This window comes from Bacillus cytotoxicus NVH 391-98, assembly GCF_000017425.1.
GTDB lineage: Bacteria > Bacillota > Bacilli > Bacillales > Bacillaceae_G > Bacillus_A > Bacillus_A cytotoxicus.
On the sequence record NC_009674.1, the window covers coordinates 32,501 to 58,514 of the forward strand.

The 26,014-nt window shown below is 37.0% G+C and carries 26 protein-coding genes and 2 rRNA genes (1 of these 28 only partly in view); 27 read left to right on the forward strand and 1 reads right to left on the reverse strand.

The genetic code is table 11. From position 1 onward, the window contains the following. The 11 genes from BCER98_RS00160 to rsmI form a co-directional block, all read left to right on the forward strand. Positions 1-1,591, forward strand: a 23S ribosomal RNA gene (locus tag BCER98_RS00160) (it extends 1,331 nt beyond the left edge of the window). Between the two features lie 93 nt (positions 1,592-1,684). Continuing rightward, positions 1,685-1,800, forward strand: a 5S ribosomal RNA gene (gene rrf, locus BCER98_RS00165). 212 nt (positions 1,801-2,012) lie between these two features. Beyond that, positions 2,013-2,192 (forward strand): sigma factor G inhibitor Gin, encoded by a 180-nt coding sequence (locus BCER98_RS00170; protein WP_011983168.1) that lies wholly within the window; start codon positions 2,013-2,015, stop codon positions 2,190-2,192. A gap of 73 nt (positions 2,193-2,265) precedes the next feature. Beyond that, positions 2,266-3,684, forward strand: coding sequence for an aminotransferase class I/II-fold pyridoxal phosphate-dependent enzyme (locus BCER98_RS00175; RefSeq protein ID WP_011983169.1), 1,419 nt, complete (start codon positions 2,266-2,268; stop codon positions 3,682-3,684). An 8-nt stretch (positions 3,685-3,692) separates the two neighbouring features. Next, positions 3,693-4,319, forward strand: a complete 627-nt coding sequence (gene tmk / locus BCER98_RS00180; RefSeq protein WP_011983170.1) for a dTMP kinase — start codon at positions 3,693-3,695, stop codon at positions 4,317-4,319. Between the two features lie 35 nt (positions 4,320-4,354). After that, positions 4,355-5,338, forward strand: coding sequence for a DNA polymerase III subunit delta' (gene holB, locus BCER98_RS00185; RefSeq protein ID WP_011983171.1), 984 nt, complete (start codon positions 4,355-4,357; stop codon positions 5,336-5,338). A 5-nt stretch (positions 5,339-5,343) separates the two neighbouring features. Continuing rightward, positions 5,344-6,171 (forward strand): PSP1 domain-containing protein, encoded by an 828-nt coding sequence (locus BCER98_RS00190; RefSeq protein ID WP_011983172.1) that lies wholly within the window; start codon positions 5,344-5,346, stop codon positions 6,169-6,171. A gap of 14 nt (positions 6,172-6,185) precedes the next feature. Then, on the forward strand, positions 6,186-6,536 hold the full coding sequence (yabA, locus tag BCER98_RS00195; protein ID WP_011983173.1) for a DNA replication initiation control protein YabA: 351 nt from the start codon (positions 6,186-6,188) through the stop codon (positions 6,534-6,536). Between the two features lie 129 nt (positions 6,537-6,665). Further along, positions 6,666-7,406 (forward strand): tRNA1(Val) (adenine(37)-N6)-methyltransferase, encoded by a 741-nt coding sequence (locus tag BCER98_RS00200; protein WP_011983174.1) that lies wholly within the window; start codon positions 6,666-6,668, stop codon positions 7,404-7,406. Further along, a complete protein-coding gene (locus BCER98_RS00205) occupies positions 7,393-7,683 on the forward strand; it encodes a GIY-YIG nuclease family protein (protein ID WP_011983175.1) in 291 nt (96 codons plus the stop codon). The genes BCER98_RS00200 and BCER98_RS00205 overlap by 14 nt, the downstream gene beginning before the upstream one ends. Then, positions 7,652-8,527 carry a 16S rRNA (cytidine(1402)-2'-O)-methyltransferase gene (gene rsmI / locus BCER98_RS00210; protein WP_011983176.1) on the forward strand — a complete coding sequence of 292 codons (876 nt, stop codon included), beginning with the start codon at positions 7,652-7,654 and terminating at the stop codon, positions 8,525-8,527. The genes BCER98_RS00205 and rsmI overlap by 32 nt, the downstream gene beginning before the upstream one ends. Before the next feature lie 20 nt (positions 8,528-8,547). Here rsmI and BCER98_RS00215 read toward each other — a convergent pair whose 3' ends face one another. Continuing rightward, positions 8,548-8,832: an AbrB/MazE/SpoVT family DNA-binding domain-containing protein gene (locus tag BCER98_RS00215; protein WP_011983177.1), complete on the reverse strand. Its 285-nt coding sequence runs from the start codon at positions 8,830-8,832 to the stop codon at positions 8,548-8,550. A 385-nt stretch (positions 8,833-9,217) separates the two neighbouring features. Between BCER98_RS00215 and metG the strand changes: the two genes are divergently transcribed. The 16 genes from metG to mfd all read left to right on the forward strand — a co-directional run bounded on the left by metG (position 9,218) and on the right by mfd (position 25,933). Continuing rightward, on the forward strand, positions 9,218-11,197 hold the full coding sequence (metG, locus tag BCER98_RS00220; RefSeq protein WP_011983178.1) for a methionine--tRNA ligase: 1,980 nt from the start codon (positions 9,218-9,220) through the stop codon (positions 11,195-11,197). A 159-nt stretch (positions 11,198-11,356) separates the two neighbouring features. Beyond that, a complete protein-coding gene (locus BCER98_RS00225; RefSeq protein WP_011983179.1) occupies positions 11,357-12,124 on the forward strand; it encodes a TatD family hydrolase in 768 nt (255 codons plus the stop codon). A 154-nt stretch (positions 12,125-12,278) separates the two neighbouring features. After that, the gene (gene rnmV, locus BCER98_RS00230; RefSeq protein ID WP_011983180.1) at positions 12,279-12,836 is read left to right on the forward strand and encodes a ribonuclease M5; all 558 of its coding nucleotides are present in this window, start codon (positions 12,279-12,281) and stop codon (positions 12,834-12,836) included. Continuing rightward, positions 12,833-13,711 carry a 16S rRNA (adenine(1518)-N(6)/adenine(1519)-N(6))-dimethyltransferase RsmA gene (gene rsmA / locus BCER98_RS00235; RefSeq protein ID WP_011983181.1) on the forward strand — a complete coding sequence of 293 codons (879 nt, stop codon included), beginning with the start codon at positions 12,833-12,835 and terminating at the stop codon, positions 13,709-13,711. The genes rnmV and rsmA overlap by 4 nt, the downstream gene beginning before the upstream one ends. A gap of 206 nt (positions 13,712-13,917) precedes the next feature. After that, the gene (gene yabG, locus BCER98_RS00240) at positions 13,918-14,781 is read left to right on the forward strand and encodes a sporulation peptidase YabG (protein WP_011983182.1); all 864 of its coding nucleotides are present in this window, start codon (positions 13,918-13,920) and stop codon (positions 14,779-14,781) included. Positions 14,782-15,201: 420 nt separating this feature from the next. Continuing rightward, positions 15,202-15,465 carry a biofilm formation stimulator Veg gene (gene veg / locus BCER98_RS00245; RefSeq protein ID WP_041810172.1) on the forward strand — a complete coding sequence of 88 codons (264 nt, stop codon included), beginning with the start codon at positions 15,202-15,204 and terminating at the stop codon, positions 15,463-15,465. A gap of 92 nt (positions 15,466-15,557) precedes the next feature. Then, entirely contained in the window at positions 15,558-15,737 is a 180-nt protein-coding gene (gene sspF, locus BCER98_RS00250; RefSeq protein ID WP_011983184.1) for an acid-soluble spore protein SspF, read from the forward strand. 195 nt (positions 15,738-15,932) lie between these two features. Next, a complete protein-coding gene (gene ispE, locus BCER98_RS00255) occupies positions 15,933-16,802 on the forward strand; it encodes a 4-(cytidine 5'-diphospho)-2-C-methyl-D-erythritol kinase (protein ID WP_011983185.1) in 870 nt (289 codons plus the stop codon). 54 nt (positions 16,803-16,856) lie between these two features. Then, positions 16,857-17,705, forward strand: coding sequence for a pur operon repressor (purR, locus tag BCER98_RS00260; RefSeq protein ID WP_011983186.1), 849 nt, complete (start codon positions 16,857-16,859; stop codon positions 17,703-17,705). Between the two features lie 178 nt (positions 17,706-17,883). Beyond that, positions 17,884-18,258, forward strand: a complete 375-nt coding sequence (locus BCER98_RS00265; protein ID WP_011983187.1) for a RidA family protein — start codon at positions 17,884-17,886, stop codon at positions 18,256-18,258. 152 nt (positions 18,259-18,410) lie between these two features. After that, complete coding sequence (gene spoVG / locus BCER98_RS00270) at positions 18,411-18,704, forward strand: septation regulator SpoVG (protein ID WP_000454042.1); 294 nt, start codon at positions 18,411-18,413, stop codon at positions 18,702-18,704. Positions 18,705-19,017: 313 nt separating this feature from the next. Beyond that, a complete protein-coding gene (gene glmU / locus BCER98_RS00275) occupies positions 19,018-20,397 on the forward strand; it encodes a bifunctional UDP-N-acetylglucosamine diphosphorylase/glucosamine-1-phosphate N-acetyltransferase GlmU (protein ID WP_011983188.1) in 1,380 nt (459 codons plus the stop codon). Positions 20,398-20,415: 18 nt separating this feature from the next. Continuing rightward, complete coding sequence (locus BCER98_RS00280) at positions 20,416-21,369, forward strand: ribose-phosphate diphosphokinase (protein ID WP_011983189.1); 954 nt, start codon at positions 20,416-20,418, stop codon at positions 21,367-21,369. Between the two features lie 72 nt (positions 21,370-21,441). After that, on the forward strand, positions 21,442-22,002 hold the full coding sequence (gene pth / locus BCER98_RS00285) for an aminoacyl-tRNA hydrolase (protein WP_011983190.1): 561 nt from the start codon (positions 21,442-21,444) through the stop codon (positions 22,000-22,002). Between the two features lie 70 nt (positions 22,003-22,072). Next, positions 22,073-22,297 carry an anti-sigma-F factor Fin gene (locus BCER98_RS00290; protein WP_011983191.1) on the forward strand — a complete coding sequence of 75 codons (225 nt, stop codon included), beginning with the start codon at positions 22,073-22,075 and terminating at the stop codon, positions 22,295-22,297. Between the two features lie 105 nt (positions 22,298-22,402). Further along, on the forward strand, positions 22,403-25,933 hold the full coding sequence (gene mfd, locus BCER98_RS00295; protein WP_011983192.1) for a transcription-repair coupling factor: 3,531 nt from the start codon (positions 22,403-22,405) through the stop codon (positions 25,931-25,933). The last annotated feature ends 81 nt before the right edge of the window (positions 25,934-26,014 follow it).

Genomic DNA, 26,014 nt, shown 5'->3' on the forward strand with positions numbered 1-26,014 from the left:
CCCGTCCACCGAATGCCTAAGGTTTCCTGAGAAAGGCTCGTCCGCTCAGGGTTAGTCAGGACCTAAGCCGAGGCCGACAGGCGTAGGCGATGGACAACAGGTTGATATTCCTGTACCACCTCTTTATCGTTTGAGCAATGGAGGGACGCAGAAGGATAGAAGAAGCGTGCGATTGGTTGTGCACGTCCAAGCAGTTAGGCTGGTAAGTAGGCAAATCCGCTTACCGCGAAGGCTGAGCTGTGATGGGGAAGCTCCTTATGGAGCGAAGTCTTCGATTCCCCGCTGCCAAGAAAAGCTTCTAGCGAGATAAAAGGTGCCTGTACCGCAAACCGACACAGGTAGGCGAGGAGAGAATCCTAAGGTGAGCGAGAGAACTCTGGTTAAGGAACTCGGCAAAATGACCCCGTAACTTCGGGAGAAGGGGTGCTTTCTTAACGGAAAGCCGCAGTGAATAGGCCCAAGCGACTGTTTAGCAAAAACACAGGTCTCTGCGAAGCCGTAAGGCGAAGTATAGGGGCTGACACCTGCCCGGTGCTGGAAGGTTAAGGAGAGGGGTTAGCGTAAGCGAAGCTCTGAACTGAAGCCCCAGTAAACGGCGGCCGTAACTATAACGGTCCTAAGGTAGCGAAATTCCTTGTCGGGTAAGTTCCGACCCGCACGAAAGGTGTAACGATTTGGGCACTGTCTCAACCAGAGACTCGGTGAAATTATAGTACCTGTGAAGATGCAGGTTACCCGCGACAGGACGGAAAGACCCCGTGGAGCTTTACTGTAGCCTGATATTGAATTTTGGTACAGCTTGTACAGGATAGGCGGGAGCCTTTGAAGCCGGAGCGCTAGCTTCGGTGGAGGCGCTGGTGGGATACCGCCCTGGCTGTATTGAAATTCTAACCTACGGGTCTTATCGACCCGGGAGACAGTGTCAGGTGGGCAGTTTGACTGGGGCGGTCGCCTCCTAAAGTGTAACGGAGGCGCCCAAAGGTTCCCTCAGAATGGTTGGAAATCATTCGTAGAGTGCAAAGGCATAAGGGAGCTTGACTGCGAGACCTACAAGTCGAGCAGGGACGAAAGTCGGGCTTAGTGATCCGGTGGTTCCGCATGGAAGGGCCATCGCTCAACGGATAAAAGCTACCCCGGGGATAACAGGCTTATCTCCCCCAAGAGTCCACATCGACGGGGAGGTTTGGCACCTCGATGTCGGCTCATCGCATCCTGGGGCTGTAGTCGGTCCCAAGGGTTGGGCTGTTCGCCCATTAAAGCGGTACGCGAGCTGGGTTCAGAACGTCGTGAGACAGTTCGGTCCCTATCCGTCGTGGGCGTAGGAAATTTGAGAGGAGCTGTCCTTAGTACGAGAGGACCGGGATGGACGCACCGCTGGTGTACCAGTTGTTCTGCCAAGGGCATCGCTGGGTAGCTATGTGCGGAAGGGATAAGTGCTGAAAGCATCTAAGCATGAAGCCCCCCTCAAGATGAGATTTCCCATAGCGTAAGCTAGTAAGATCCCTGAAAGATGATCAGGTTGATAGGTTCGAGGTGGAAGCGTGGTGACACGTGGAGCTGACGAATACTAATAGATCGAGGACTTAACCAATAAAAAAGCTCCAGCGACTTGTTCAGAGTCGCTGGAGCTGAATTCAATATGAAGCAAATGTTATCTAGTTTTGAAGGAATATCCCTTCAATAGTTTGGTGATGATGGCAGAGAGGTCACACCCGTTCCCATACCGAACACGGAAGTTAAGCTCTCTAGCGCCGATGGTAGTTGGGGCCTTGCCCCTGTGAGAGTAGGACGTCGCCAAGCAATTTAAACACGAATCAATCGATTCGTGTTTTTTGTTTTAAAAAGGAATTTGAGAAAAACATAGCAGAAGTTTTTCAGCATTGTATGAAATACAAACACATTGCCTAGAAGCACTTCATATTATATATAACAAAAGGGCGTATATTTTTCTGAAAAGTGTTAAGGAATAGAAATGTAAAATATATTCAGTTGAATTGGAAGGAGGATAAAGTATGGAACCGCTAAATGAAATTTGCATTATATGTGAGCATAAAAGAAATGAAGGGATATATGTTCAAGATCGTTTCATTTGTGATGAATGTGAAAAGGATATGGTGAATACTGAGACAAATGATCCAAAATATATATATTATTTGAAACAATTAAAGAAAATAGAAGTATCATATTTTTAAATAGGCATATGCCTATTATTTTTTTTGGTTTGAGTATAATAGATGGAGAAAGAAAAGTTAGGAAGAGGTACATATGAATCAAAATCAAATACCGTTATATGAAGCATTAGTACGCTTTAAACAACAACAACCGTTATCTTTACATGTTCCAGGTCATAAAAATGGTTTGAATTTCCCTAAAGAAGCGATCGACAGCTTTAAAGATATACTTTCTATTGATGTAACTGAATTAACAGGATTAGATGATTTACATAGTCCCTCTGAATGTATAGACGAGGCACAACGATTGCTGGCTGATGTATATGAAGTGCAGAAAAGTTACTTTTTAGTTAATGGCTCTACAGTTGGAAATTTAGCAATGGTTTTATCTTGCTGCGGGGAAGAGGACATTGTTCTTGTACAAAGAAATTGTCATAAATCCATTATAAATGCTTTAAAGTTAGCAGGTGCTAATCCAGTATTTTTAGACCCGTGGATTGATGAGGTATATCATGTGCCTGTTGGCGTCCATAATGAAACCATAAAAAAGGCTATTGACCAGTATCCAAATGCTAAAGCACTTATTTTAACACACCCTAATTATTATGGTATGGGCGTCAATTTAAAAGAAAGTATCGCCTATGCGCATCAGCATCAAATACCTGTATTAGTAGATGAGGCACATGGGGCACATTTTTGTTTGGGGGAACCATTTCCTCAATCAGCGGTCGCGTATGGTGCGGACATTGTAGTGCAGTCTGCACATAAAACATTACCTGCAATGACGATGGGGTCTTATTTACATATAAATAGTGATTTAATAAATGGAGAGAAAGTTTTTCGTTATTTAAATATGTTACAATCTAGTAGCCCATCCTATCCAATTATGGCTTCTTTGGATATCGCTCGTTTTGCATTAGCAAATATGAAAGAAAAGGGTTATCATTCCATTATTGAGTTCATCAATCAATTTAAAGAGGCATTACATTCTATTCCGCAAATAAAGATTTTGCAATATCCATTACAGGATGAACTCAAGGTTACTGTACAAAGTCGTTGTCAATTGTCTGGGTATGAATTACAGTCCCTGTTTGAACAGGCTGGTATATATGCAGAAATGGCAGATCCGTATAACGTACTGTTTATTTTACCGTTACAAGTAAATGAGAAATACATGAAAGGAATAGAAACCATGCGATCACTGCTAAGCCATTATAAGATAACAGACAAGAGACCTTCTATTCGTTATACTTATAAAGGAGGGATTTCTCTTTTACCGTTTACATATAAACATTTAGAGGAATATGAGACGAAACGAGTACCTATAGAAGAAGCTGTTGGTATGATAGCAGCAGAGATGGTTATTCCATATCCACCTGGAATACCACTGATTATGTATGGGGAAACAATTCGCTTAGAGCATATAAGAGAGATGGCCCATTTAGAAAGAACTGGAGCTCGTTTTCAAGGGAATCCAGCGTATATAAAGGTATATGTTATAGAGAGAAAGTAGGTTTTAGGATGAAGGGATTATTTGTAACAATTGAAGGACCAGAAGGGTCAGGAAAATCAACATTAATTACAAAGTTATTACCATATTTTGAAAATAAGGGACAGAAAGTAATTGCAACAAGAGAACCAGGTGGAATTGCTATTTCAGAAGAAATTCGAACGATTTTACATAAAAAAGAGTATACAACGATGGAAGCTCGTACAGAGGCTTTATTATATGCAGCAGCAAGGAGGCAACATTTAGTAGAAAAAGTTATGCCAGCATTAGAGGCAGATCAGCTTGTATTGTGTGATCGTTTTATTGACAGCTCTCTTGCTTATCAAGGATATGCAAGAGGATTAGGGATTGATAAAGTATATGAAATGAATCGCTTTGCTACAGAAGACTGTATGCCGAGCTTAACAATTTATTTAGATATTGCGCCAGAAGTTGGTTTGGCACGTATTGAAAAAGATGCTGCAAGAGAAGTGAATCGTTTAGATATGGAAAGTATTGCATTTCATCGTCTTGTACGTGAGGGCTATCTACAAATTGTAGAACGGTTCAAAGATCGCATTGTAGTAGTGAATGCAGATCAGCCAATGGAGAATGTAGTAGAAGAAGTTATTCAGCTTATAGAAAGTAAATTGTTATAATAGAAGGAAAGTATAGGATAAGTGAGGTATGCATTATGACGAAGACGTGGGAGCAGCTTTCTGCTATACAACCCATCGGTGTAAAGATGTTAATCAATAGTATTGCAAAAGAGCGTATATCCCATGCTTATTTGTTAGAAGGCGCGAAAGGAACTGGAAAGTTTGCAACGGCAATTCAAATGGCAAAAAGTTTTCTTTGTATGCAAAGAAGTGGTGTAGAACCATGTCATACATGTATCAATTGTCGTCGGATTGATTCGGGGAATCATCCTAATTTACATCTTGTAAAGCCAGATGGACTTTCTATTAAAAAACAACAAATCCATGACTTACAAGAAGAGTTTTCAAAAACAGGTTTAGAAGCAAATAAGAAGATATATATTATTGAGCATGCAGACCGAATGACAGCCAATGCTGCCAATACTCTATTAAAGTTTTTAGAAGAACCAAGTAGTGATACGACTGCAATTTTGCTTACGGAACAAAGTCATCAAATATTAAATACAATCTTATCTCGCTGCCAAGTAGTGACTTTTCGGTCACTTCCTACAGCATCTTTAATTAAGAGATTACAGGATGAAGGAATAACGGTTTCCTTATCTACTCTTGCAGCTCAAATTACGAATAGTTTTGAAGAAGCATTATCTCTGTGCAATGATGAATGGTTTGCACAAGCACGAACTTTAGTGATAAAATTATGTGAAGCGCTCGAAAAAGATAAAACCTCTCTTTTTTTTGTACAAGAAAAATGGGGGAAACACTTTGGAGAGAAGGAACAATTACAACTAGGTTTAGATATGCTACTCCTTATTTATAAGGATTTATTATATGTTCAGCTAGGAGAGGAAGATCGTCTCGTTTTTCAAGAGCAGAAGGAGATGTTTGCAACTTTCTCTTATGCTCAGAAGCGCATTGTATCAGCCCTTTTATATATATTAGAGGCAAAAAATAGAATCAACGCTAATGTAAATGCGCAGCTTGTGTTCGAGCAGTTAGTGTTGCGGTTACAGGAGGGATGACCGTTTTGTATGATGTAGTAGGTGTTCGCTTTAAGAAGGCCGGAAAGGTATATTACTTTGATCCCAATCAATTCGATATTTCGGAAAATGAGTTTGTAATCGTAGAAACTGTAAGAGGGATTGAATATGGGAAAGTGGTTATTACAAAAAAACAAGTAGATGAAAATGATGTTGTATTACCACTAAAGAAAGTTATTCGCATTGCAAATGAAAATGATCGGACCATTGTTGAAGAGAACAAGCATGCTGCAAAAGAAGCATATCAAGTTTGTCAACAAAAGGTGGCGGACCACAACCTTGATATGAAATTGGTAGACGTAGAGTATACGTTTGATCGCAATAAGATTATTTTCTATTTTACAGCGGATGGGCGAATTGATTTCCGTGAGCTTGTAAAAGACTTAGCAGCAATCTTCCGAACAAGAATTGAATTAAGACAAATTGGTGTTCGAGATGAAGCTAAAATGCTAGGCGGTATTGGGCCATGTGGTCGTATGCTTTGTTGTTCTACTTTTTTAGGAGATTTTGAACCTGTATCTATTAAGATGGCTAAGGATCAAAATTTATCATTAAATCCTACGAAAATTTCAGGTTTATGCGGTCGTTTAATGTGTTGCTTAAAATATGAGAATGATGAATATGAGGCGGCAAAGGAGCAACTTCCTGATTTAGATCAGCGCATACAAACACCAAATGGTCTTGGACGTGTCATCGGATTAAATATTTTAGAAAGATTAATACAGGTGGAACTAGTAGACAAGGAACGGATAGTTGAATATACGTTAGATGAATTAATAAATGAAGGGGTCGTTTCGAGTCAAACCACAGATTAACGAGGTGGGTGCTTGTGGAGAAAAAAGATATTTTTGGAGCGGTTTCTAGTATGGAAGAGCAAATTGGACATTTATATAAGCAGTTGGGAGAATTAAAACAACATCTTGCCGAGTTATTGGAAGAAAACCAACATATTAAAATGGAAAATGAGAATTTGCGACGTCGTTTTGAGGAAGCGCAGACTAAGGAAAAGCAAAAAACTCAAAAACGTAAAGAAGTAAAACCTAAAACAGATATTGGCGAAGGATATGATAATTTAGCTCGCTTGTATCAAGAGGGGTTTCACATTTGTAATTTACATTATGGAAGTGTACGTAAAGAGGGAGATTGTTTATTCTGTCTGTCATTTTTAAATAAAAAATAAAATTACCTTTCCAATGTATTGGAAAGGTAATTTTTTATACATGAGCGTAAGATTGGACAAAATAAACTTTAATTTTACGTTAATGGATAATGAAGTAGGATAGGTTAATTGAAAGAAAGGATATCATATATGGAGTTATATGGAGATGAGCGTTTAGATTACTTACTAACTGAAGAGATGAAAATTATTCAAAGTCCGTCTGTATTTAATTTTTCTTTAGATGCAGTGTTACTTGCAAATTTCGTTTGGGTTCCGATTCAAAGAGGAAATTTGCTTGATTTATGTACGGGGAATGCAGTCATTCCACTGTTATTAAGTAAAAGAACAAAAGGGAAAATCACTGGTGTAGAAATTCAAGAGCGATTATATGATATGGGAATAAGAAGTGTTCAATACAATCGTTTAGAAGAAAGAATTCATTTAATTCATGGGGATTTAAAGGATATGCCGCAAACATTAGGGCATCATCAATATGATTTTGTTACGTGCAATCCTCCTTATTTTCAAACACCAAAATCATCGGAGAAAAATATAAATGAACATTTAGCAATCGCACGGCATGAAATTATGTGTACATTAGAAGATGTGGTACGTGCTAGTAGTCAATTGGTGAAACAAGGCGGAAAAGTAGCTTTTGTACATCGACCAGGTCGATTGCTCGATATTGTAACGTTAATGAGGAAATATAAAATTGAGCCAAAACGTGTACAATTTGTATATCCAAAAGCAGGTAAGGAAGCAAATACATTATTAATTGAAGGAATTAAGGATGGTAGCGCTGATCTGAAGATTTTACCACCGCTTTTTGTATATGATGAGAACAATGAATATACGAAGGAGATGCGCAGCATTTTGTATGGAGAAGAATAAACATTATTTTTATGTAGTGGAATGTTCAGACGGTAGCTATTATGCAGGTTATACAAATCATATAGAAAAGCGAATTCAGACTCATAACAATGGAAAGGGAGCTAAATATACGCGTGCTAGGCTTCCAGTTGTATTGAAATATCTCGAAGTTCATGAAGAAAAACGAACAGCTATGCAAGCTGAATATTATTTTAAGCAGTTAAAGAGGAAAGACAAAGAAGAATATATGCAAAAAGGAGAACGTTATGTGGCAGCAAAAAAGCTTTCAACAGACTGAAGAGGGAGTTTTATACTTAGTACCAACTCCAATTGGCAATTTAGAAGATATGACATTTCGAGCGGTTCGAATATTGAAAGAGGCTGATATTATTGCTGCTGAAGATACAAGGCAGACGAAAAAGCTTTGTAACTATTTTGAAATTGAAACGCCAGTTATGAGCTATCATGAACATAATAAAGGAGTAAGTGGTCAAAAGATTTTAGCTAAGCTAGAAGAGGGAAAGACAATAGCTCTTGTAAGCGATGCTGGTATGCCTTGTATTTCTGATCCAGGATATGATGTTGTAGTAGAGGCTGTGGGAAAACAATATCACGTTATTCCACTTCCGGGAGCAAATGCTGCTCTTACAGCACTCATTGCATCAGGGTTAGAAACGAAACATTTTTATTTCTATGGATTTTTACAAAGAAATAAAAAAGAACGTAAAGCAGAATTAGAGAAACTACGGTATGTTTCAACTACGATGATGTTCTATGAAGCACCGCATCGATTAGACGATACGTTACTTTCTATGAAAGAAGTATTCGGTAATAGGGAAATTGTATTATGCCGAGAATTAACAAAGAAATTTGAAGAGTTTATTCGAGGATCAATTGAAGAGGCGATCGAATGGACAAGGAAGAATGAAGTACGTGGCGAATTTTGTATATTAGTATCTGGATCAAAAGAGGAAGCTGTTTCTGAGGTGGAATGGTGGGAAACTATTTCAGTATATGATCATATTGAACAGTATATAAACGAGCAAGGCATGTCCTCAAAGGATGCAATAAAACAAGTTGCAAAAGATCGAAACCTATCGAAACGAGATGTCTATCAAATCTATCATATTGATAAAAAATAAGCTTCTCATAATTGAGAAGCTTATTTTGCTGATTGAATGTAGTGTTGTAATTCGTTTAAGATTTGCTCAGCGCCTTCTTTGCTTAAGATAATTTTACCGTCAGCTAAAGATAAGTTATGATCTGATACTTCACCAGTTACTTGGCAAGTCATGTTTGGTTTGTATTTTTTTAGGATGATTTTTTCGTCATCCACGTAAATTTCAAGAGCATCCTTTTCTGCAATACCTAATGTACGACGTAGTTCGATCGGAATTACCACGCGGCCTAATTCATCAACTTTACGAACAATACCAGTAGATTTCATATTCGTTATCCTCCTCATAGTTTGTAATTTTTCGAGTCTATATTTTAATTCGTCATTTTTCGACAAAATACCCTATGAACATATGATACCAATCATTTACATTTCCGTCAATTCTTAAATTCTAGATTTTTTATACTTCTTATTTATAATAGAATCGACAATATTTGCGCAAGTATTTTATCATCTTAGCTGAAAAACTCTCGCCTCTAAGCGAATAGAAGATAGGGGAAGTTCCATAATGATGATATTTCTTCTCCTTTTTGTATATTTTCGTGAAATATGAGTAATAGATGATAAAGATATCGAGCATTAATTCGTTTTTATGCGTCAGTTTTTGATATACTGTTTATAAATACATATGAGGTCATTTGGGAGGTTCAAAATAATGACAGAGGAAAAAAAATCCTTTTATATTACTACTCCAATTTATTACCCAAGCGGAAAGCTCCATATTGGACATGCTTATACAACAGTAGCAGGAGATGCAATGGCACGCTACAAACGCATGCAAGGGTATGATGTTCATTACTTAACAGGTACTGATGAACATGGACAAAAGATTCAAAAGAAAGCAGAAGAGTTACAAGTAACACCACAAGCTTATGTTGATGACATTGTTGCGGGAATTAAAGATTTATGGAATAAAATGGATATTTCTTATGATGATTTTATTCGCACAACAGAAGATCGTCATAAAGAAGTAGTAGAAAAGATTTTCAAACAATTAGTTGATCAAGGTGATATTTACTTAGATGAATACGAAGGATGGTACTCTGTACAGGATGAAACATTCTATACGGAACATCAATTAGTTGATCCAATTATGGAAAATGGTAAAGTAGTTGGTGGAAAAAGCCCTGATAGTGGACATGCTGTAGAACTTGTTCGTGAAGCATCCTATTTCTTTAGAATGGGTAAATATGTAGATCGACTATTAAAGTTCTATGAAGAGAATCCTCATTTCATTCAGCCAGAATCACGTAAAAATGAAATGATTAATAACTTCATTAAACCAGGATTAGAAGATTTAGCTGTTTCACGTACTTCATTTGACTGGGGAATTCGTGTCCCAGGAAATCCCAAACATGTTATTTACGTATGGGTAGATGCATTATCAAATTATATTACAGCATTAGGATATGGAACAGAAAATGCAGAGAAGTATAAAAAGTTTTGGCCAGCAGATGTTCATTTAGTAGGAAAAGAAATTGTTCGTTTCCACACAATTTATTGGCCAATTATTTTAATGGCACTAGATTTACCACTTCCGAAGAAAGTATTTGCTCATGGCTGGATTTTAATGAAAGATGGAAAAATGAGCAAATCGAAAGGGAATGTCGTTGATCCTGTTACATTAATTGATCGTTATGGATTAGATGCATTACGTTATTACTTACTTCGCGAAGTTCCATTTGGATCAGATGGTGTATTTACACCGGAAGGTTTTGTTGAACGGATTAACTTTGACCTTGCAAATGACTTAGGGAACTTATTAAATCGTACAGTTGCAATGATCGATAAGTACTTTGACGGTCAAATCCCTGCATTTAAAGAAAAGGTCACAGAATTTGACGAAGCGTTAGTAAATTTTGCAACCGATACATTACAAAAAGTAGAAGAAGCAATGGAAAATATGGAATTCTCGGTAGCATTAAGTTCTATTTGGCAATTCATTAGTCGTACGAATAAATATATCGATGAAACACAGCCATGGGTATTAGCAAAAGATGAGAAAGATCGAGAGAAACTGGCATCTGTTATGGCACATTTAGCAGAAATGTTACGTCAAACAAGTATCATGCTTATGCCATTCTTAACAACAACATCAGGTAAAATCTTTGAACAACTTGGTATTACTGATGAGGCATATCAATCTTGGGAGAGCCTTTCTACAATTGGATGTATCCCAACTGGTACAAAAGTTGTAAAAGGACAACCAATTTTCCCACGTTTAGAAGTAGAAGTAGAAGTTGCTTATATTAAAGAACAAATGAAGGGTTCTGCTCCTAAAGTTGAAGAGAAGAAAGAAGAACCGAAAGCAGAAGAAATTACGATTGATGATTTCTTTAAAGTAGAATTGCGTGTGGCAGAAGTAATCGAAGCAGAACCGGTGAAAAAAGCAGATAAATTACTAAAAATCCAATTGGATTTAGGGACAGAAAAACGTCAAGTTGTATCTGGAATTGCGAAATTCTATACACCAGAAGACTTAAAAGGTAAAAAAGTTATTTGTGTAACGAATTTAAAACCAGTGAAATTACGTGGTGAATTATCACAAGGTATGATTTTAGCGGGTGAAGAAGACGGTGTCCTATCGTTAGCAACAGTTGATCAAAACTTACCAAATGGTACAAAAATCAAGTAATTATGACAAAAAAAGAGGTGTTTCACGTGTAACATTCGTGAAGCATCTTTTTTCTTACTAAGGATTTCACTTTTGACTTATATTGTAATATTACCGGCATTCTATCGTTAGAAAGTGTTTTTTAGTAGCATTTATTTTAAATAAAAGGAGTTATTTGACATGTTGTTTGATACGCATTCACATTTAAACGCAGAGCAATTTGAGGAAGACTTACAGGAAGTTATTGCTAGGATGAAAGAGACTGGGGTAGCGTATACAGTTGTTGTTGGTTTTGATGAAGTAACGATAAAGAAGGCAATTGAACTTGCAGAAACATATGACTTTATTTATGCAGCAGTTGGTTGGCATCCTGTTGATGCAATTGATATGAAGGAAGAGCATATCGTTTGGTTAGAAGAGTTAGCTGCTCATCCGAAAGTAGTTGCCCTTGGTGAAATGGGGCTAGATTATCATTGGGACAAGTCTCCGAAAGAAGTGCAAAAAGAAGTATTCCGCAAACAGATTCAATTAGCTAAGAAAGTAAAATTACCAATTATTATTCATAATCGTGAAGCGACACAAGACATTGTCGATATTTTACAAGAGGAGAATGCAGCTGAAGTAGGAGGCATTATGCATTGTTTTAGTGGAAGTGTAGAAGTAGCAAAGCAATGCATTGATATGAATTTCCTCATTTCATTAGGAGGGCCAGTAACATTCAAAAATGCAAAAAAACCGAAGGAAGTAGCTACGGAAATTCCAATGGAAAAATTATTAATAGAAACAGATTGTCCATATTTAACACCACATCCGTTCCGTGGAAAGCGAAATGAACCAAGCTATGTTAAGCTTGTAGCAGAAGAAATTGCAAATCTAAAAGGTATTTCATATGATGAAGTTGCAAAAATAACAACGGAGAATGCAAAGGCTTTGTTTGGTGTGAAATAAAAAAAGAATGGGGGTGCCCTAAAATGTCCTTTACAAAGGGTACAGATTACCCATTCTTTTCCTTTTTTTAATTGTGTGAATGTGAAAATAATAATGGAAAAGTATCCGTTTTTTTGTTTTACTAAGTAGAGACGAAATGAGTGTGGAGGCAGTCATGAAAATAAAAGAGATTATCGTTGTAGAAGGTAAAGATGATACAGTTGCCATTAAACGCGCTGTAGATGCAGATACAATTGAAACGAACGGTTCAGCAATTGGTAGTCATGTTATTGAACAAGTGAAATTAGCGCAACAAAAACGGGGCGTTATTATTTTTACTGATCCAGATTATCCTGGAGAGCGTATTCGAAAAATCTTATCTGAAAAAGTACCGGGCTGTAAGCATGCTTTTTTACCAAAGGAGGAAGCACTGGCTAAGAGAAAAAAAGGTGTCGGTATTGAGCATGCTTCTAATGAATCTATTCGCCGTGCATTAGAAAATGTTCATGAAGAAATGGAAGATTACACAAGTGAAATTAGTTGGAGCGATCTAGTTGATGCTGGCCTAGTGGGCGGAGAGATGGCAAAAAGTCGTCGGGAAAGAATGGGTAAGCTATTAAAGATTGGTTATACAAATGCGAAGCAGTTACATAAACGGTTACAAATGTTTCAAGTTTCTAAGGAGGCATTTGCAACAGCTTATAAGCAAGTATTACAGGAGGAAAAGAAATGAAGGATATCGCAACGCCAAATCGTACAAAAGATATTGTTGAAAAGTACGGATTTTCATTTAAAAAAAGTTTGGGACAAAATTTCCTAATTGATACAAATGTATTAAATCGCATTGTTGATTATGCAGAGATCGGCCCTAAAGGCGGAGCTATTGAAATTGGTCCTGGTATTGGAGCTTTAACAGAGCAATTAGCGAAACGTGCCAAAAAAGTAGTAGCTTTTGAAATTGATCAAAGACTATTACCCATTTTAGATGAGACGTTAGCCCCATATGATAATGTGACGATTATTAATAAAGATGTTTTAAAAGCAAATGTGCACGAAGTATTTCAAGAACAATTCGAAGAAGGACAAGACGTAATGGTGGTAGCTAATTTACCATATTACGTGACAACGCCAATTTTGTTCAAATTGCTTGAAGAAAAGCTCCCTGTTCGTGGGTTTGTAGTGATGATGCAAAAAGAGGTAGGAGATCGTTTGGCTGCTAAGCCGGGAACAAAAGATTATGGTTCTTTATCCATTGCAATTCAATATTATACAGAAGTAGAGACAGTTATGACAGTTCCGCGTACGGTATTTGTTCCACAACCAAATGTGGATTCATCCGTTATTCGTCTTTTAAAACGTCCGAAGCCAATTGTAGAAGTAATAGACGAAAAGTTTTTCTTTGAGGTAGTACGAGCAAGCTTTGCACAACGCCGTAAAACATTAATGAATAATTTATCAAATAACTTAAATGATTTTCCGAAAGATAAAGAATTGTTAGAGCGAATTTTAACAGAGATAGGAATTGATCCGAAACGTCGAGGTGAAACGTTATCCATTGAAGAATTTGCAATGTTAAGTAATGCGCTCGTTCCTCATAAGATGAAGTAAAGTATGAATCAGTGTGGAGCGTTATCCTTCGCTGACTAGGAGCTCGCACTAACCAGCTACTATAAAATAGCGGATAAAAATTTAAATAAATAATAAAGGACAGCTTAAATAGAGCTGTCCTTTTTGTCACCTTTCCTCTCCTAAGCTCATAGGTTATGAACAGAAGATGGTTAGTGAGATGGCCTAATGAGTTTGGAGGTAGGAGAATGGCTGTACATGTTGGAGATTTAGTAGAACGACAATCGTATAATCGGGATATACTTTTTCGTATTATAGAGATAAAAGGAGAAATGGCAATTTTATTTGGAGAAGAAGTTAGGCTTGTTGCGGACGCTCCACTTGAGGATTTAATTATTATTAATCAGCGTGAGTATAAAAAAAGAGAAAAGCGCGAAAAGGAGAAGATGGAGCGCACATATCGTCTATTTCAACAAGATTATGTACTCATGAAAGAGCGGCATGAACATACTTCCACAGGTGGCTATACGAATGAGGTGAGTTACTTTCAAATGCCGGGAAGGGTACTGCATATAGATGGGGATCCATTATATTTACGGAAATGTTTAGATTTATATACAAAGATAGGAGTTCCAGTGCAAGGAATTCATTGTAAGGAAACAGAAATGCATGAAAAGGTAGTGGATTTAATCAATCATTTTCGACCAGATATTTTAGTCATAACAGGTCATGATGCGTATACAAAGTCAAAAGGGGTAATGGGAGATTTAGCAGCCTACAGGCATTCTAGACACTTTGTACAGGCAGTTCGTGAAGTAAGAAAAAAATATCCATCATTAGATCAGCTTGTTATTTTTGCGGGAGCGTGTCAATCACACTTTGAAGCTTTAATTCGAGCAGGTGCTAATTTTGCTAGTTCTCCTTCCCGTATTAATATTCATGCTTTGGATCCTGTATATGTAGTAGGAAAAGTTAGTTTTACTTCTTTTATGGAACGTGTAAACGTATGGGATGTTGTGCGTAATACAATTACTGGTGAAAAAGGTCTTGGTGGCGTTGAAACGCGAGGTATTTTACGAACAGGGCTACCATTTCAATATTATGATGAGTAAGCAAGGTACATAGGTATCTTGCTTTTTTAGTAGGTGGAATATAATGCCTATAATTATATATCTATACTTAATGTTTTATGGGTGTTTGGATAAAAGAAGATAGGAACGAACAAACTATAAATAATACTTTTACAATATAGTACTTCTTCTATCTATTCAAAGGCAGTAAGCGCAGCTAATAGTAGGGCTTGTTCGTGTAATTTATCCAGCATGAATGGGCAATCCTACCTCAGGATCCAGAGAGAAGCAAGGAAGATAGGTGGGATCCTTACTGCCTGTAACAGCCCGATTGGTGAGAGCTTATAATGAGTGGGGATGAAGAAAGCCCCCACTCATTAAAGTTGCACTGTATCATTAGGATAGAGGGATCATGTGTTCTTAAGTATTCACTCTAAATTACAGCGAGGTGTAGCTAAGCATATGGCAAAACGTTTAGATGAAATTAAAAACGAATTAGATCATCATCTTGGAAAGCGTCTTATGTTAAAGGCGAATAGTGGTAGAAGAAAAACGGTAGAGCAATCGGGTGTATTAGCAGAGACATATCGTTCTGTGTTTGTTGTGCAGCTCGATCAACAAGAAGATACATTACAGCGTGTTTCCTATAGTTATGCAGATGTTTTAACAGAAACAGTGGAATTAACATTTTATGATGACCCTCATAATGAGGTGTTTTTAGGTTAATTATATGACGTGTTACATATTTTCCCACAAATGAAACGTTTTATGTTTTTGCATACTAACTATACCGTAGCAAAATAAGGAGGTAATTTGCATTGAGTAGACGAAGAGGAGTCATGTCAAATCGATTTAAAGAAGAGCTGGCAAAAGAGCTTGGATTTTACGATGTTGTTCAGAAAGAAGGATGGGGCGGAATTCGTGCGAAAGATGCTGGTAATATGGTGAAACGGGCTATTGAAATTGCTGAGAAGCAATTAATGAAACAAAATCAGTAGTTGTAACATATTCCTATGCTGCGGTAGCCGAGGTGAAAATCCTCGGCTTTTTGCACGCCAAAAGGTGTCATCATTTTGCATAAGTAGTTTCATTCTACATGCTTTTCGTTATAATTAGGGAAGTGTCATCGCCTTACTATAAATTTATGGTAAAATAAACGATAAAAGATTGAGTACATAGAGTGGGTGAATAGATTGAAGCTACTAGTGAAAGCACCAGCAAAGATTAATTTGTCGTTAGATGTACTGGGAAAAAGACAAGACGGCTATCATGAAGTAAAAATGATTATGACAACAATCGATTTAGCCGATCGTTTAGAGCTAACAGAGTTAACGGAAGATCGTATTGAAATCGTGTCTCATAATCGATATGTCCCAGACGACCAACGTAACTTGGCTTATCAGGCAGCAAAATTATTAAAAGAAAAATATCAGGTAAAACAAGGTGTATCTATTGCGATTGAAAAAACAATTCCGGTGGCAGCAGGGTTAGCAGGTGGAAGCAGCGATGCAGCTGCTACATTACGTGGCCTTAATAAAATATGGAATTTAGGACTTACAATGGATGAACTAGCGGAACTTGGCGCAGAGATTGGATCCGATGTATCTTTTTGTGTGTATGGAGGAACGGCAATTGCAACAGGAAGAGGAGAGAAGATTGAACATATAAAAACACCTCCATCTTGCTGGGTTATTTTAGCGAAGCCGCATATCGGTGTGTCGACTGCTGACGTATATGGAAATTTAAAGTTGAATCGTGTTACACACCCTGACGTCGATCAAATGGCCGAAGCGATTAATCGTGGTGATTATCAGGGGATTTGTAATGCTGTTGGCAACGTATTGGAGGATGTGACATTTGCGATGCATCCTGAAGTTGCACGTATTAAAACACGGATGAAGCGATTTGGGGCAGATGCGGTTTTAATGAGCGGCAGTGGTCCAACGGTGTTTGGACTTGTGCATCATGATTCGAGAATGCATCGTATCTATAATGGATTAAAAGGGTTTTGTGAACAGGTATATGCTGTACGCCTATTAGGAGAGCGAGAAACGCTTGAATAAAGGCGTATAATACGTTATTATTTGTTTAGAATATTCGTGATTTGAGGTGAGAGTGTGAAAATTAGACGAAGTACAAGATTGGTCGATATGACTTATTATTTGCTACAAAATCCTCGTCAGCTAGTTTCTCTCACTTTTTTTGCTGAACGGTATCAATCCGCTAAATCTTCTATTAGTGAAGATTTAGTTATTATTAAGCAAACGTTTGAACAGCAAGGGGTCGGCACATTGCAAACGATACCAGGAGCAGCAGGAGGAGTGAAATATATTCCATATATAAGTGAAGAAGAGGCGAATCTGGTTATTAGTGAACTATGTAGTTTATTTGAGAATCCAGATCGTATTTTACCAGGTGGATACTTATATATGACTGATCTTTTGAGTAATCCGCGTCATATTAATGGCGCAGGGCGTTTATTTGCTTCTGTTTTTGCAAGACAACCTATCGACGCAGTTATGACTGTAGCAACGAAGGGAATTCCACTTGCTTACGCAGTAGCAAACTATTTAGATGTACCGGTAGTCATTGCAAGGAAAGATAATAAGGTAACAGAAGGACCGACAGTTAGTATTAATTACGTATCAGGTTCATCTAAGCGAATTCAAACAATGACATTAGCAAAACGCAGCTTACCAGAAGGAGCTAATGTGTTAATTATTGATGACTTTATGAAAGCTGGCGGAACGATTCAAGGTATGATTAGCATGTTAGAAGAGTTTAAGGCGAATGTAGTCGGAATTGGTGTGTTAGTAGAATCTACAGACATCGAAGAAAGACTCATTAATAATTTTGTCTCATTGATTCGTTTGTCAGAAGTAGATATTAAAGAAAAAACAATTCAAGTGGAGAAGGGAAACTATTCACTTGTCCCATTTGATGAGGAACTTGTAGGAGCAGAATAAAAAAGGTAAGGCAAAGGGCTTTATCTTTTTTATAGTTAAAGATGCTAGTAGACGATAGGACTTTCTGTAATAACTAAAGCTCTATCGCCTACTAGCAAGTTTCGTTCTGTTTATAGACTCATGAATTTGTGTAGGTAGGGTATTTGTATAACAATAAAAAGTTAAAGGGTGAAAAGTGATGAAAATTGTTCAAACAAATAAGGCGCCACAAGCCATTGGACCATATTCACAAGGAATTGTTGTGAACAATATGTTTTACAGTTCAGGTCAAATTCCCTTAACGGCAAATGGGGAACTTGTAACAGGAGATGTAAAAGTACAAACTGAACAAGTATTTCAAAATTTACAAGCTGTATTAGAAGAAGCTGGGGCATCATGGGATACGGTAGTAAAAACAACTGTATTTTTGAAAGACATGGATGATTTTAATGATGTGAATGAAGTATATGCATCTTATTTTTCTACGCATAAACCAGCTCGTTCTTGTGTACAAGTTGCGAAATTACCGAAAGATGTTTCTGTCGAGATAGAAGTAATTGCCCTTGTGAAATAAATCGTTGTAAGCGATATCTATTGTTAATCCTCATATTCCATTCTTTTAAAAATTTTTATCTTAAAAATTTTTAAAAAATTGGAGGAGAAATAGAAAATTTGTGGAATTTATACAAACATATCGCTTATTTAGAAAAGGGTGGTGAACACAAGATGGAAGTGACTGACGTAAGATTACGCCGCGTAAACACAGAAGGCCGTATGAGGGCGATTGCCTCTATTACTCTAGACCATGAGTTTGTTGTTCATGATATTCGTGTAATTGATGGCAATAATGGATTATTTGTAGCAATGCCAAGTAAACGTACTCCAGATGGAGAGTTTCGTGATATTGCTCATCCAATTAATTCTAACACACGCTCAAAAATTCAAGATGCGGTTTTAACTGAGTATCACCGTTTAGGCGAGTTGGAAGAGGTTGAGTTTGAAGAAGCTGGAGCTTCGTAAAATTCGAATAAAAAGGGCTCTTTTCATAAAATGAGAGCTCTATAATTTTGTAACAAACTCCTGTAATTGTTTACAGGGGTTTGTTTTTTTTTACCATTTTAACCGAGATGGTTACCTCCTCAAACTGAAAAGAAGATGGAGAAAGTTCGACTCCATTAAAATAGTATGGCTTATTTCTAAAAAAAGATACGCAAGAGTAAACCATTTTATAAGAATTATGGTAAAATTTAATAGTTATGCTGTGTTTCTTGAAATATATAATGATTTAGGATAATATCTTTAATGGATAAATAGGTTGCGATGGAGGGTCTATATGTCAAACAGATTTGCAGTGATTCTGGCTGCAGGTAAGGGCACGCGTATGAAGTCCAAGCTATACAAAGTGCTTCATCCTGTATGCGGAAAACCAATGGTACAGCATGTAGTGGATCAAGTATCTCAATTAGGATTGCAGAAACTTGTGACGGTAGTGGGACATGGTGCTGAAAAAGTACAAGAACAACTAGGAAACGTAAGTGAATTTGCATTACAAGCAGAACAACTTGGTACAGCACACGCTGTCGATCGGGCTGCTGATATCCTTGCAAATGAAGAAGGAACAACTTTGGTTATTTGTGGTGATACGCCGCTTATAACTGCAGAAACAATGGAAGCATTGTTAAAACATCATGAGGAAGCAGGAGCTAAAGCTACAGTGCTAACGGCATACATAGAAGAGCCTGCTGGATATGGTCGTATTGTTCGTAATGAAAATGGTCATGTTGAAAAAATTGTTGAGCACAAAGATGCAAATGAAGTAGAGCTAACTATTAAAGAGATTAATACAGGTACGTATTGTTTTGATAATAAAGCGCTATTTGCGTCACTTTCTAAAGTTTCAAATGATAATGCACAAGGTGAATACTACCTTCCAGATGTTATTGAAATTTTGAAAGGTGAAGGGCATATTGTATCGGCTTATCAAACGGAGCATTTTGATGAAACGTTAGGTGTAAACGACAGAGTCGCTCTATCGCAAGCGGAAGTCATTATGAAGAATCGTATCAATCATAAGAACATGGTAAATGGTGTTACAATTATAGATCCAAGTAACACATATATTTCTGCAGATGCAATTATTGGTAGTGATACAGTTATTCATCCAGGCACAATTATTGAGGGCAAGACTGTAATTGGGTCTGATTGTGAAATTGGACCACATACGGTTATTCGTGATAGTGAAATTGGAGACGGTACAACAATTCGTCAATCTACTGTGCATGACAGCAAGATTGGTACAGAAGTATCAGTTGGTCCATTTGCACATATTCGTCCAGATTCCGTTATTGGTAATGAAGTACGCGTTGGAAATTTCGTAGAAATCAAGAAAACTGTTTTTGGTAATGGAAGTAAAGCTTCACACTTAAGTTATATCGGGGATGCACAAATTGGAGAAAACGTGAATCTTGGTTGTGGTTCAATTACAGTGAATTATGATGGCAAGAATAAATTCAAAACAGTTATTGGAGATGGCGTATTTATTGGTTGTAACTCAAACCTTGTTGCTCCTGTAACAGTTGAAGATGGTGCGTATGTGGCAGCAGGCTCTACAATTACAGAGAATGTTCCATCAAAAGCATTATCAATTGCACGTGCGCGTCAAGTTAACAAAGAAGATTATGTTGATCAATTGCTGAATAAGAAAAAATCATAATGTGGAGGGTTAATCTAGATGTCAACTCAATATCTAAATTCTAATTTGAAAGTATTCTCTTTAAACTCTAACAAGGAACTTGCTGAGCAAATTGCAAAGCATATTGGAGTTGAGTTAGGGAAATGTTCTGTTGACCGTTTTAGCGATGGAGAAGTTCAAATTAACATTGAAGAAAGTATTCGTGGTTGTGATGTATTCATTATTCAATCTACAAGTTTTCCAGTAAACGAACATATCATGGAACTACTTATTATGATTGATGCATTAAAACGTGCCTCTGCAAAAACAATTAATATTGTAATTCCTTACTATGGTTATGCACGTCAGGATCGTAAAGCACGTTCTCGTGAACCGATTACATCGAAACTTGTAGCAAACTTGCTTGAAACAGCAGGTGCAACTCGTGTAATTACTCTAGATTTACACGCTCCACAAATTCAAGGATTCTTTGATATCCCAATTGACCACTTAATGGGTGTACCAATTCTTTCTGATTACTTTGAGTCCAAAGGTCTTAAAGATATCGTAATTGTGTCTCCTGACCATGGTGGTGTAACACGTGCAAGAAAAATGGCTGATCGCTTAAAAGCGCCAATCGCTATTATTGATAAGCGTCGTCCTCGTCCGAACGTAGCTGAGGTAATGAACATTATCGGTAATATCGAAGGAAAAACAGCAATCTTAATTGATGACATTATTGATACAGCTGGTACAATTACATTAGCAGCAAACGCTCTTGTTGAGAATGGTGCTTCTGAAGTATATGCTTGCTGTACACACCCAGTTTTATCTGGTCCAGCAATTGAGCGCATTGAAAATTCAAATATTAAAGAGTTGGTAGTAACGAACTCTATCGTATTACCAGAAGAGAAGAAAATTGACAAAGTACACGAACTTTCTGTTGCTCCATTAATTGGAGAAGCAATCATTCGTGTGTACGAAGAAGAATCTGTAAGTGTATTATTCAATTAATTGGATAGAATGAGACGTAACCAAATTTGGTTACGTCTTTTCGTATCGTAGAAAGAAAGTAGTGGTGGAAGAATGAAATTAATAGTAGGACTTGGGAACCCTGGTAGAGAATATGAATTAACAAGGCATAATATTGGATTTATGGCGATTGATGAACTTGCGAAGCGATGGAACATTTCTTTAAATGAACAAAAGTTTAAGGGGATGTTTGGAGCAGGTTTTGTGAATGGCGAAAAAGTGATTTTATTAAAGCCGCTTACATATATGAATTTGTCTGGAGAAAGCATCCGTCCGCTTATGGATTATTATAAGATTGATTTAGAAGACTTTATTATTATGTATGATGATTTAGATCTTCCTGTAGGGAAATTACGCCTTCGTATGAAAGGAAGTGCGGGTGGTCATAACGGAGTAAAGTCGACAATCGCTCATTTAGGAACACAAGAGTTCCAACGTATTCGTATGGGAATTGATCGCCCTAAAAATGGAATGAAGGTAGTAGACTATGTGCTAGGACGTTTTACAGCGGAAGAAATGGTAGATGTAAATCATGCTATTGAGAAAGCTGCTAATGCATGTGAGGAGTGGCTTAACAAATCGTTTCTTCAAGTAATGAACGATTTTAATAACTAATTTTATAAATTCGAATATTTTATCATGTTTTGATCCATACTAGTAGTAATTGTACCTTTAGGAGGATAGTATGGACGGACATTATTATTGTGGGCATTGTGGTTGTCACGTAGGTTCCATTACCGCAGAAAAAGTATACAGCGATGTTTTGTTTCAACTGACAGAGCAAGAAAGATTGAATATGATTCATTTTCATGAGAATGGAAATATATATATAAAAACAATTTGTGAATTATGTCAAGAAACACTTGCATCTTACCCTGAGTATTATGAATATGAAAAGTTTTTGCAATAAATCGTATCGCTTTGGCGTGTCCAAAGCATTTTTCTATTTTCTTTTTCTGAAATATTTGCATAAAAATATAGTAACTTGCTCTTTGCGTTGAGAGGAGTTTTGAAAATGATAGGATTATTAGAGCAATTTTATAAAAATAAAGAGGTTCAATCCATTATAAATGGTTTAGAAGAAGGATTAAAAGAGCAACTGGTATCAGGGATGGCAACTTCCTCCCGTTCTTTATTAATGGCTGCTTTATATAAAAAGACAAAGCAGTCTCAACTTGTTGTGACACACAATTTATATCAAGCACAAAAAATCTATGAAGACTTAGTATCATTACTTGGTGAAAAGGACGTCTGGCTGTATCCTGTGAATGAATTAATTGCATCAGAAGTTGGTGTTGCCAGCCCTGAACTGAAAGCACAGCGAATTGAAGTGTTAAATCGTTTAGCGGCGGGAGAGAATGGTATCATTGTTGCCCCTGTTGCTGGATTACGAAGATTTTTGCCTATGAAGGAGTTATGGAAGCAAAAGCAAATTGAAATCAATCTAGGGCAAGAGGTTGATTTAGATGCATTGCTTCATACTTTACATCATATTGGTTATGAGCGTAAATCAATGGTAGAGGCTCCAGGAGAGTTTAGCTTGCGCGGGGGAATATTGGATATTTATCCTTTAACAGAGGAATTGCCGTTTCGTATTGAATTTTTTGATACAGAGGTTGATTCGATTCGCTTATTCGATGTTGAAGAACAACGATCTCAAGATAAAAGAGAAAGTGTAAAGTTTGGACCAGCGACGGAGTTTGTATTTTCACCAGAAGAGTTGCGTGTAGGTATAGAGCATCTTGAAAAAGGGCTAATGAAGACGATGCAAAAATTATCTGATGACAAGATTAAGACAGCAGTATTAGAAACGGTTAGTCATGAGATAGAGTTATTAAAGAATGGTCAAAATATAGAGCAAATGTTTAAGTATTTATCTATTTTCTACAAGGAACCTGCTAGTCTAATAGATTATTTACCTGAAAACGGTGTAGTTATTTTAGATGAAATTTCACGCGTTCAAGAGACAGCATCGCATCTTGAGACAGAAGAGGCAGAGTGGTATACATCACTTCTTAGTGAAGGGGCTATTATTCAAGACTTGGTATTCTCTCATTCCTTTGAAGAATTTTTGCGCCATAAAAAAAGAAGTTTTGTGTATTTAACATTATTTTTACGTCACATTGCACATACACACCCACAAAATATTGTCAATGTGACATGTAAAACAATGCAGGATTTTCATGGGCAAATGCAACTCTTGAAAACAGAAATTGATAGGTGGAATGAGGGGCAATTTACAACAGTTATCTTAGGAACAGATGAAGAGCGTGCCAAGAAATTACAACATATATTAAGTGATTATGATATTGAGGCAGATATTATAGAATCGACAGATATATTACTTCCTGGACGTTTGCAAATTGCTGTAGGTGATTTACATGCAGGATTTGAAATGCCGATGCAAAAGCTTGTTGTCATTACAGAAAAAGAACTGTTCCATAAAAAGGTGAAAAAGTCGCGACGCAAGCAAAAGTTATCAAATGCCGAGCGAATTAAAAGCTATTCCGAACTAAAAGTTGGGGATTATGTTGTTCATGTAAACCATGGTATTGGTAAATTTTTAGGAATAGAAACACTAGAGATTAATGGTGTTCATAAAGATTACTTAAATATTAAATATCAAGGAAATGATAAATTATACGTTCCAATTGAACAAATTGATCAAGTTCAAAAATATGTAGGGTCGGAAGGTAAAGACCCGAAAGTTTACAAACTTGGTGGTAATGATTGGAAAAAGGTGAAAACAAAGGTAGAAAAATCTGTACAAGATATTGCAGATGATTTGATTAAATTATATGCAGAACGTGAGGCGTCAAAAGGATATGCGTTTACACCAGATACTGCAGAACAACGGGAGTTTGAATCTTCTTTCCCATATCAAGAGACAGAAGATCAATTGCGCTCCATTGAAGAGATTAAAAAAGATATGGAACGCAGTCGACCAATGGATCGTCTTCTTTGTGGTGATGTTGGTTATGGAAAGACAGAAGTAGCGATTAGGGCGGCCTTTAAAGCGATTATGGATGAAAAACAGGTTGCAATTTTAGTACCGACAACCATTCTTGCGCAACAACACTATGAAACAATTCGAGAGCGTTTTCAAGACTATCCGATTAACATCGGGTTATTAAGTCGTTTCCGTACTCGTAAAGAACAAAATGAAACGATTAAAGGATTGAAAGATGGGACTGTCGATATTGTTATTGGGACACATCGTATCTTATCTAAAGATGTAACATATAAAGACTTAGGCCTTCTTATTATTGATGAAGAACAACGATTTGGTGTTACGCATAAGGAAAAAATTAAGCAATTGAAGGCAAATATTGATGTTTTAACGTTAACAGCAACTCCAATTCCACGTACACTTCATATGTCTATGCTTGGAGTACGGGATTTATCGGTTATTGAAACACCGCCAGAAAATCGTTTCCCAGTACAAACGTATGTAGTGGAATATAACCCTGCACTAATTCGGGAAGCGATAGAAAGAGAACTTGCCCGAGGTGGTCAAATTTACTTCTTATATAATCGTGTAGAGGATATTGAAAGAAAAGCAGATGAAATTTCTATGTTAGTTCCAGAGGCCCGTGTAACATATGCACATGGGAAAATGAATGAAAGTGAACTTGAATCTGTCATGTTGTCATTTTTAGAGGGACAATATGATGTTCTAGTAAGTACAACAATTATTGAAACGGGCGTTGATATTCCCAATGTAAATACATTAATCGTGTATGATGCAGATCGTATGGGATTATCACAGTTGTATCAGCTTCGTGGCCGAGTTGGTCGTTCAAATCGTGTTGCTTATGCATATTTTGCATACAAGCGCGACAAAGTGTTATCTGAAGTTGCTGAGAAGCGCCTGCAAGCAATTAAGGAATTTACGGAGCTTGGATCAGGCTTCAAAATTGCAATGCGAGATTTATCTATTCGTGGTGCAGGGAATTTATTAGGAGCGGAACAACATGGATTTATTGATTCGGTTGGATTTGATCTATATTCCCAAATGTTAAAAGATGCCATTGAACAAAGAAAAGGAAAACAGGGCATTGAAAATACAATTGATGTTGAAATTGATTTAGAAGTAGATGCATATTTACCGGATAGCTATATATCAGATAGTAAACAAAAAATTATGATGTACAAACAATTTAGAGGTGTTTCTACACTTGAAGATATTGAAGAATTACAAGAAGAAATGATTGATCGATTTGGTGATTATCCGCAAGAGGTAGGATATTTATTACAAATTGCAAATATTAAAGTGTTGGCAATGAAAGAGCAGATTGAATTAATTAAACAAACGAAGTCTGAGGTGACATTCTTATTCTCGGAACAAGCAAGTCAAAATATTGATGGTGGAAAACTATTTATGCTTGGAAATAAATTTGGACGTATGATTGGACTTGGAATGGAAGGACCACACTTGAAAGTTAGTATGAAAATAAATGGATTAGAAACATCAAAATGGTTAACGATTGCTGAAAATTTATTAAAAGGCTTACCAGACGTGAAGAAAGAGACAATAAATGCTTAAAATAAAATAAAAAATGCAATTCGGCGTGCATAGAAGAACTAATGTGTAAAATACTATGTTTAACAGTTGGTGATTTTTACA

Coding starts and splice junctions, on each gene's coding strand:
- BCER98_RS00170 (WP_011983168.1), top strand. CDS start 2,013: ATGGAACCGCTAAATGAAATTTGCATTATATGTGAGCATAAAAGAAAT.
- BCER98_RS00175 (WP_011983169.1), top strand. CDS start 2,266: ATGAATCAAAATCAAATACCGTTATATGAAGCATTAGTACGCTTTAAA.
- tmk (WP_011983170.1), top strand. CDS start 3,693: ATGAAGGGATTATTTGTAACAATTGAAGGACCAGAAGGGTCAGGAAAA.
- holB (WP_011983171.1), top strand. CDS start 4,355: ATGACGAAGACGTGGGAGCAGCTTTCTGCTATACAACCCATCGGTGTA.
- BCER98_RS00200 (WP_011983174.1), top strand. CDS start 6,666: ATGGAGTTATATGGAGATGAGCGTTTAGATTACTTACTAACTGAAGAG.
- BCER98_RS00205 (WP_011983175.1), top strand. CDS start 7,393: ATGGAGAAGAATAAACATTATTTTTATGTAGTGGAATGTTCAGACGGT.
- rsmI (WP_011983176.1), top strand. CDS start 7,652: ATGTGGCAGCAAAAAAGCTTTCAACAGACTGAAGAGGGAGTTTTATAC.
- BCER98_RS00215 (WP_011983177.1), bottom strand. CDS start 8,832: ATGAAATCTACTGGTATTGTTCGTAAAGTTGATGAATTAGGCCGCGTG.
- metG (WP_011983178.1), top strand. CDS start 9,218: ATGACAGAGGAAAAAAAATCCTTTTATATTACTACTCCAATTTATTAC.
- BCER98_RS00225 (WP_011983179.1), top strand. CDS start 11,357: ATGTTGTTTGATACGCATTCACATTTAAACGCAGAGCAATTTGAGGAA.
- rnmV (WP_011983180.1), top strand. CDS start 12,279: ATGAAAATAAAAGAGATTATCGTTGTAGAAGGTAAAGATGATACAGTT.
- rsmA (WP_011983181.1), top strand. CDS start 12,833: ATGAAGGATATCGCAACGCCAAATCGTACAAAAGATATTGTTGAAAAG.
- yabG (WP_011983182.1), top strand. CDS start 13,918: ATGGCTGTACATGTTGGAGATTTAGTAGAACGACAATCGTATAATCGG.
- veg (WP_041810172.1), top strand. CDS start 15,202: ATGGCAAAACGTTTAGATGAAATTAAAAACGAATTAGATCATCATCTT.
- BCER98_RS00265 (WP_011983187.1), top strand. CDS start 17,884: ATGAAAATTGTTCAAACAAATAAGGCGCCACAAGCCATTGGACCATAT.
- spoVG (WP_000454042.1), top strand. CDS start 18,411: ATGGAAGTGACTGACGTAAGATTACGCCGCGTAAACACAGAAGGCCGT.
- glmU (WP_011983188.1), top strand. CDS start 19,018: ATGTCAAACAGATTTGCAGTGATTCTGGCTGCAGGTAAGGGCACGCGT.
- BCER98_RS00280 (WP_011983189.1), top strand. CDS start 20,416: ATGTCAACTCAATATCTAAATTCTAATTTGAAAGTATTCTCTTTAAAC.
- pth (WP_011983190.1), top strand. CDS start 21,442: ATGAAATTAATAGTAGGACTTGGGAACCCTGGTAGAGAATATGAATTA.
- BCER98_RS00290 (WP_011983191.1), top strand. CDS start 22,073: ATGGACGGACATTATTATTGTGGGCATTGTGGTTGTCACGTAGGTTCC.
- mfd (WP_011983192.1), top strand. CDS start 22,403: ATGATAGGATTATTAGAGCAATTTTATAAAAATAAAGAGGTTCAATCC.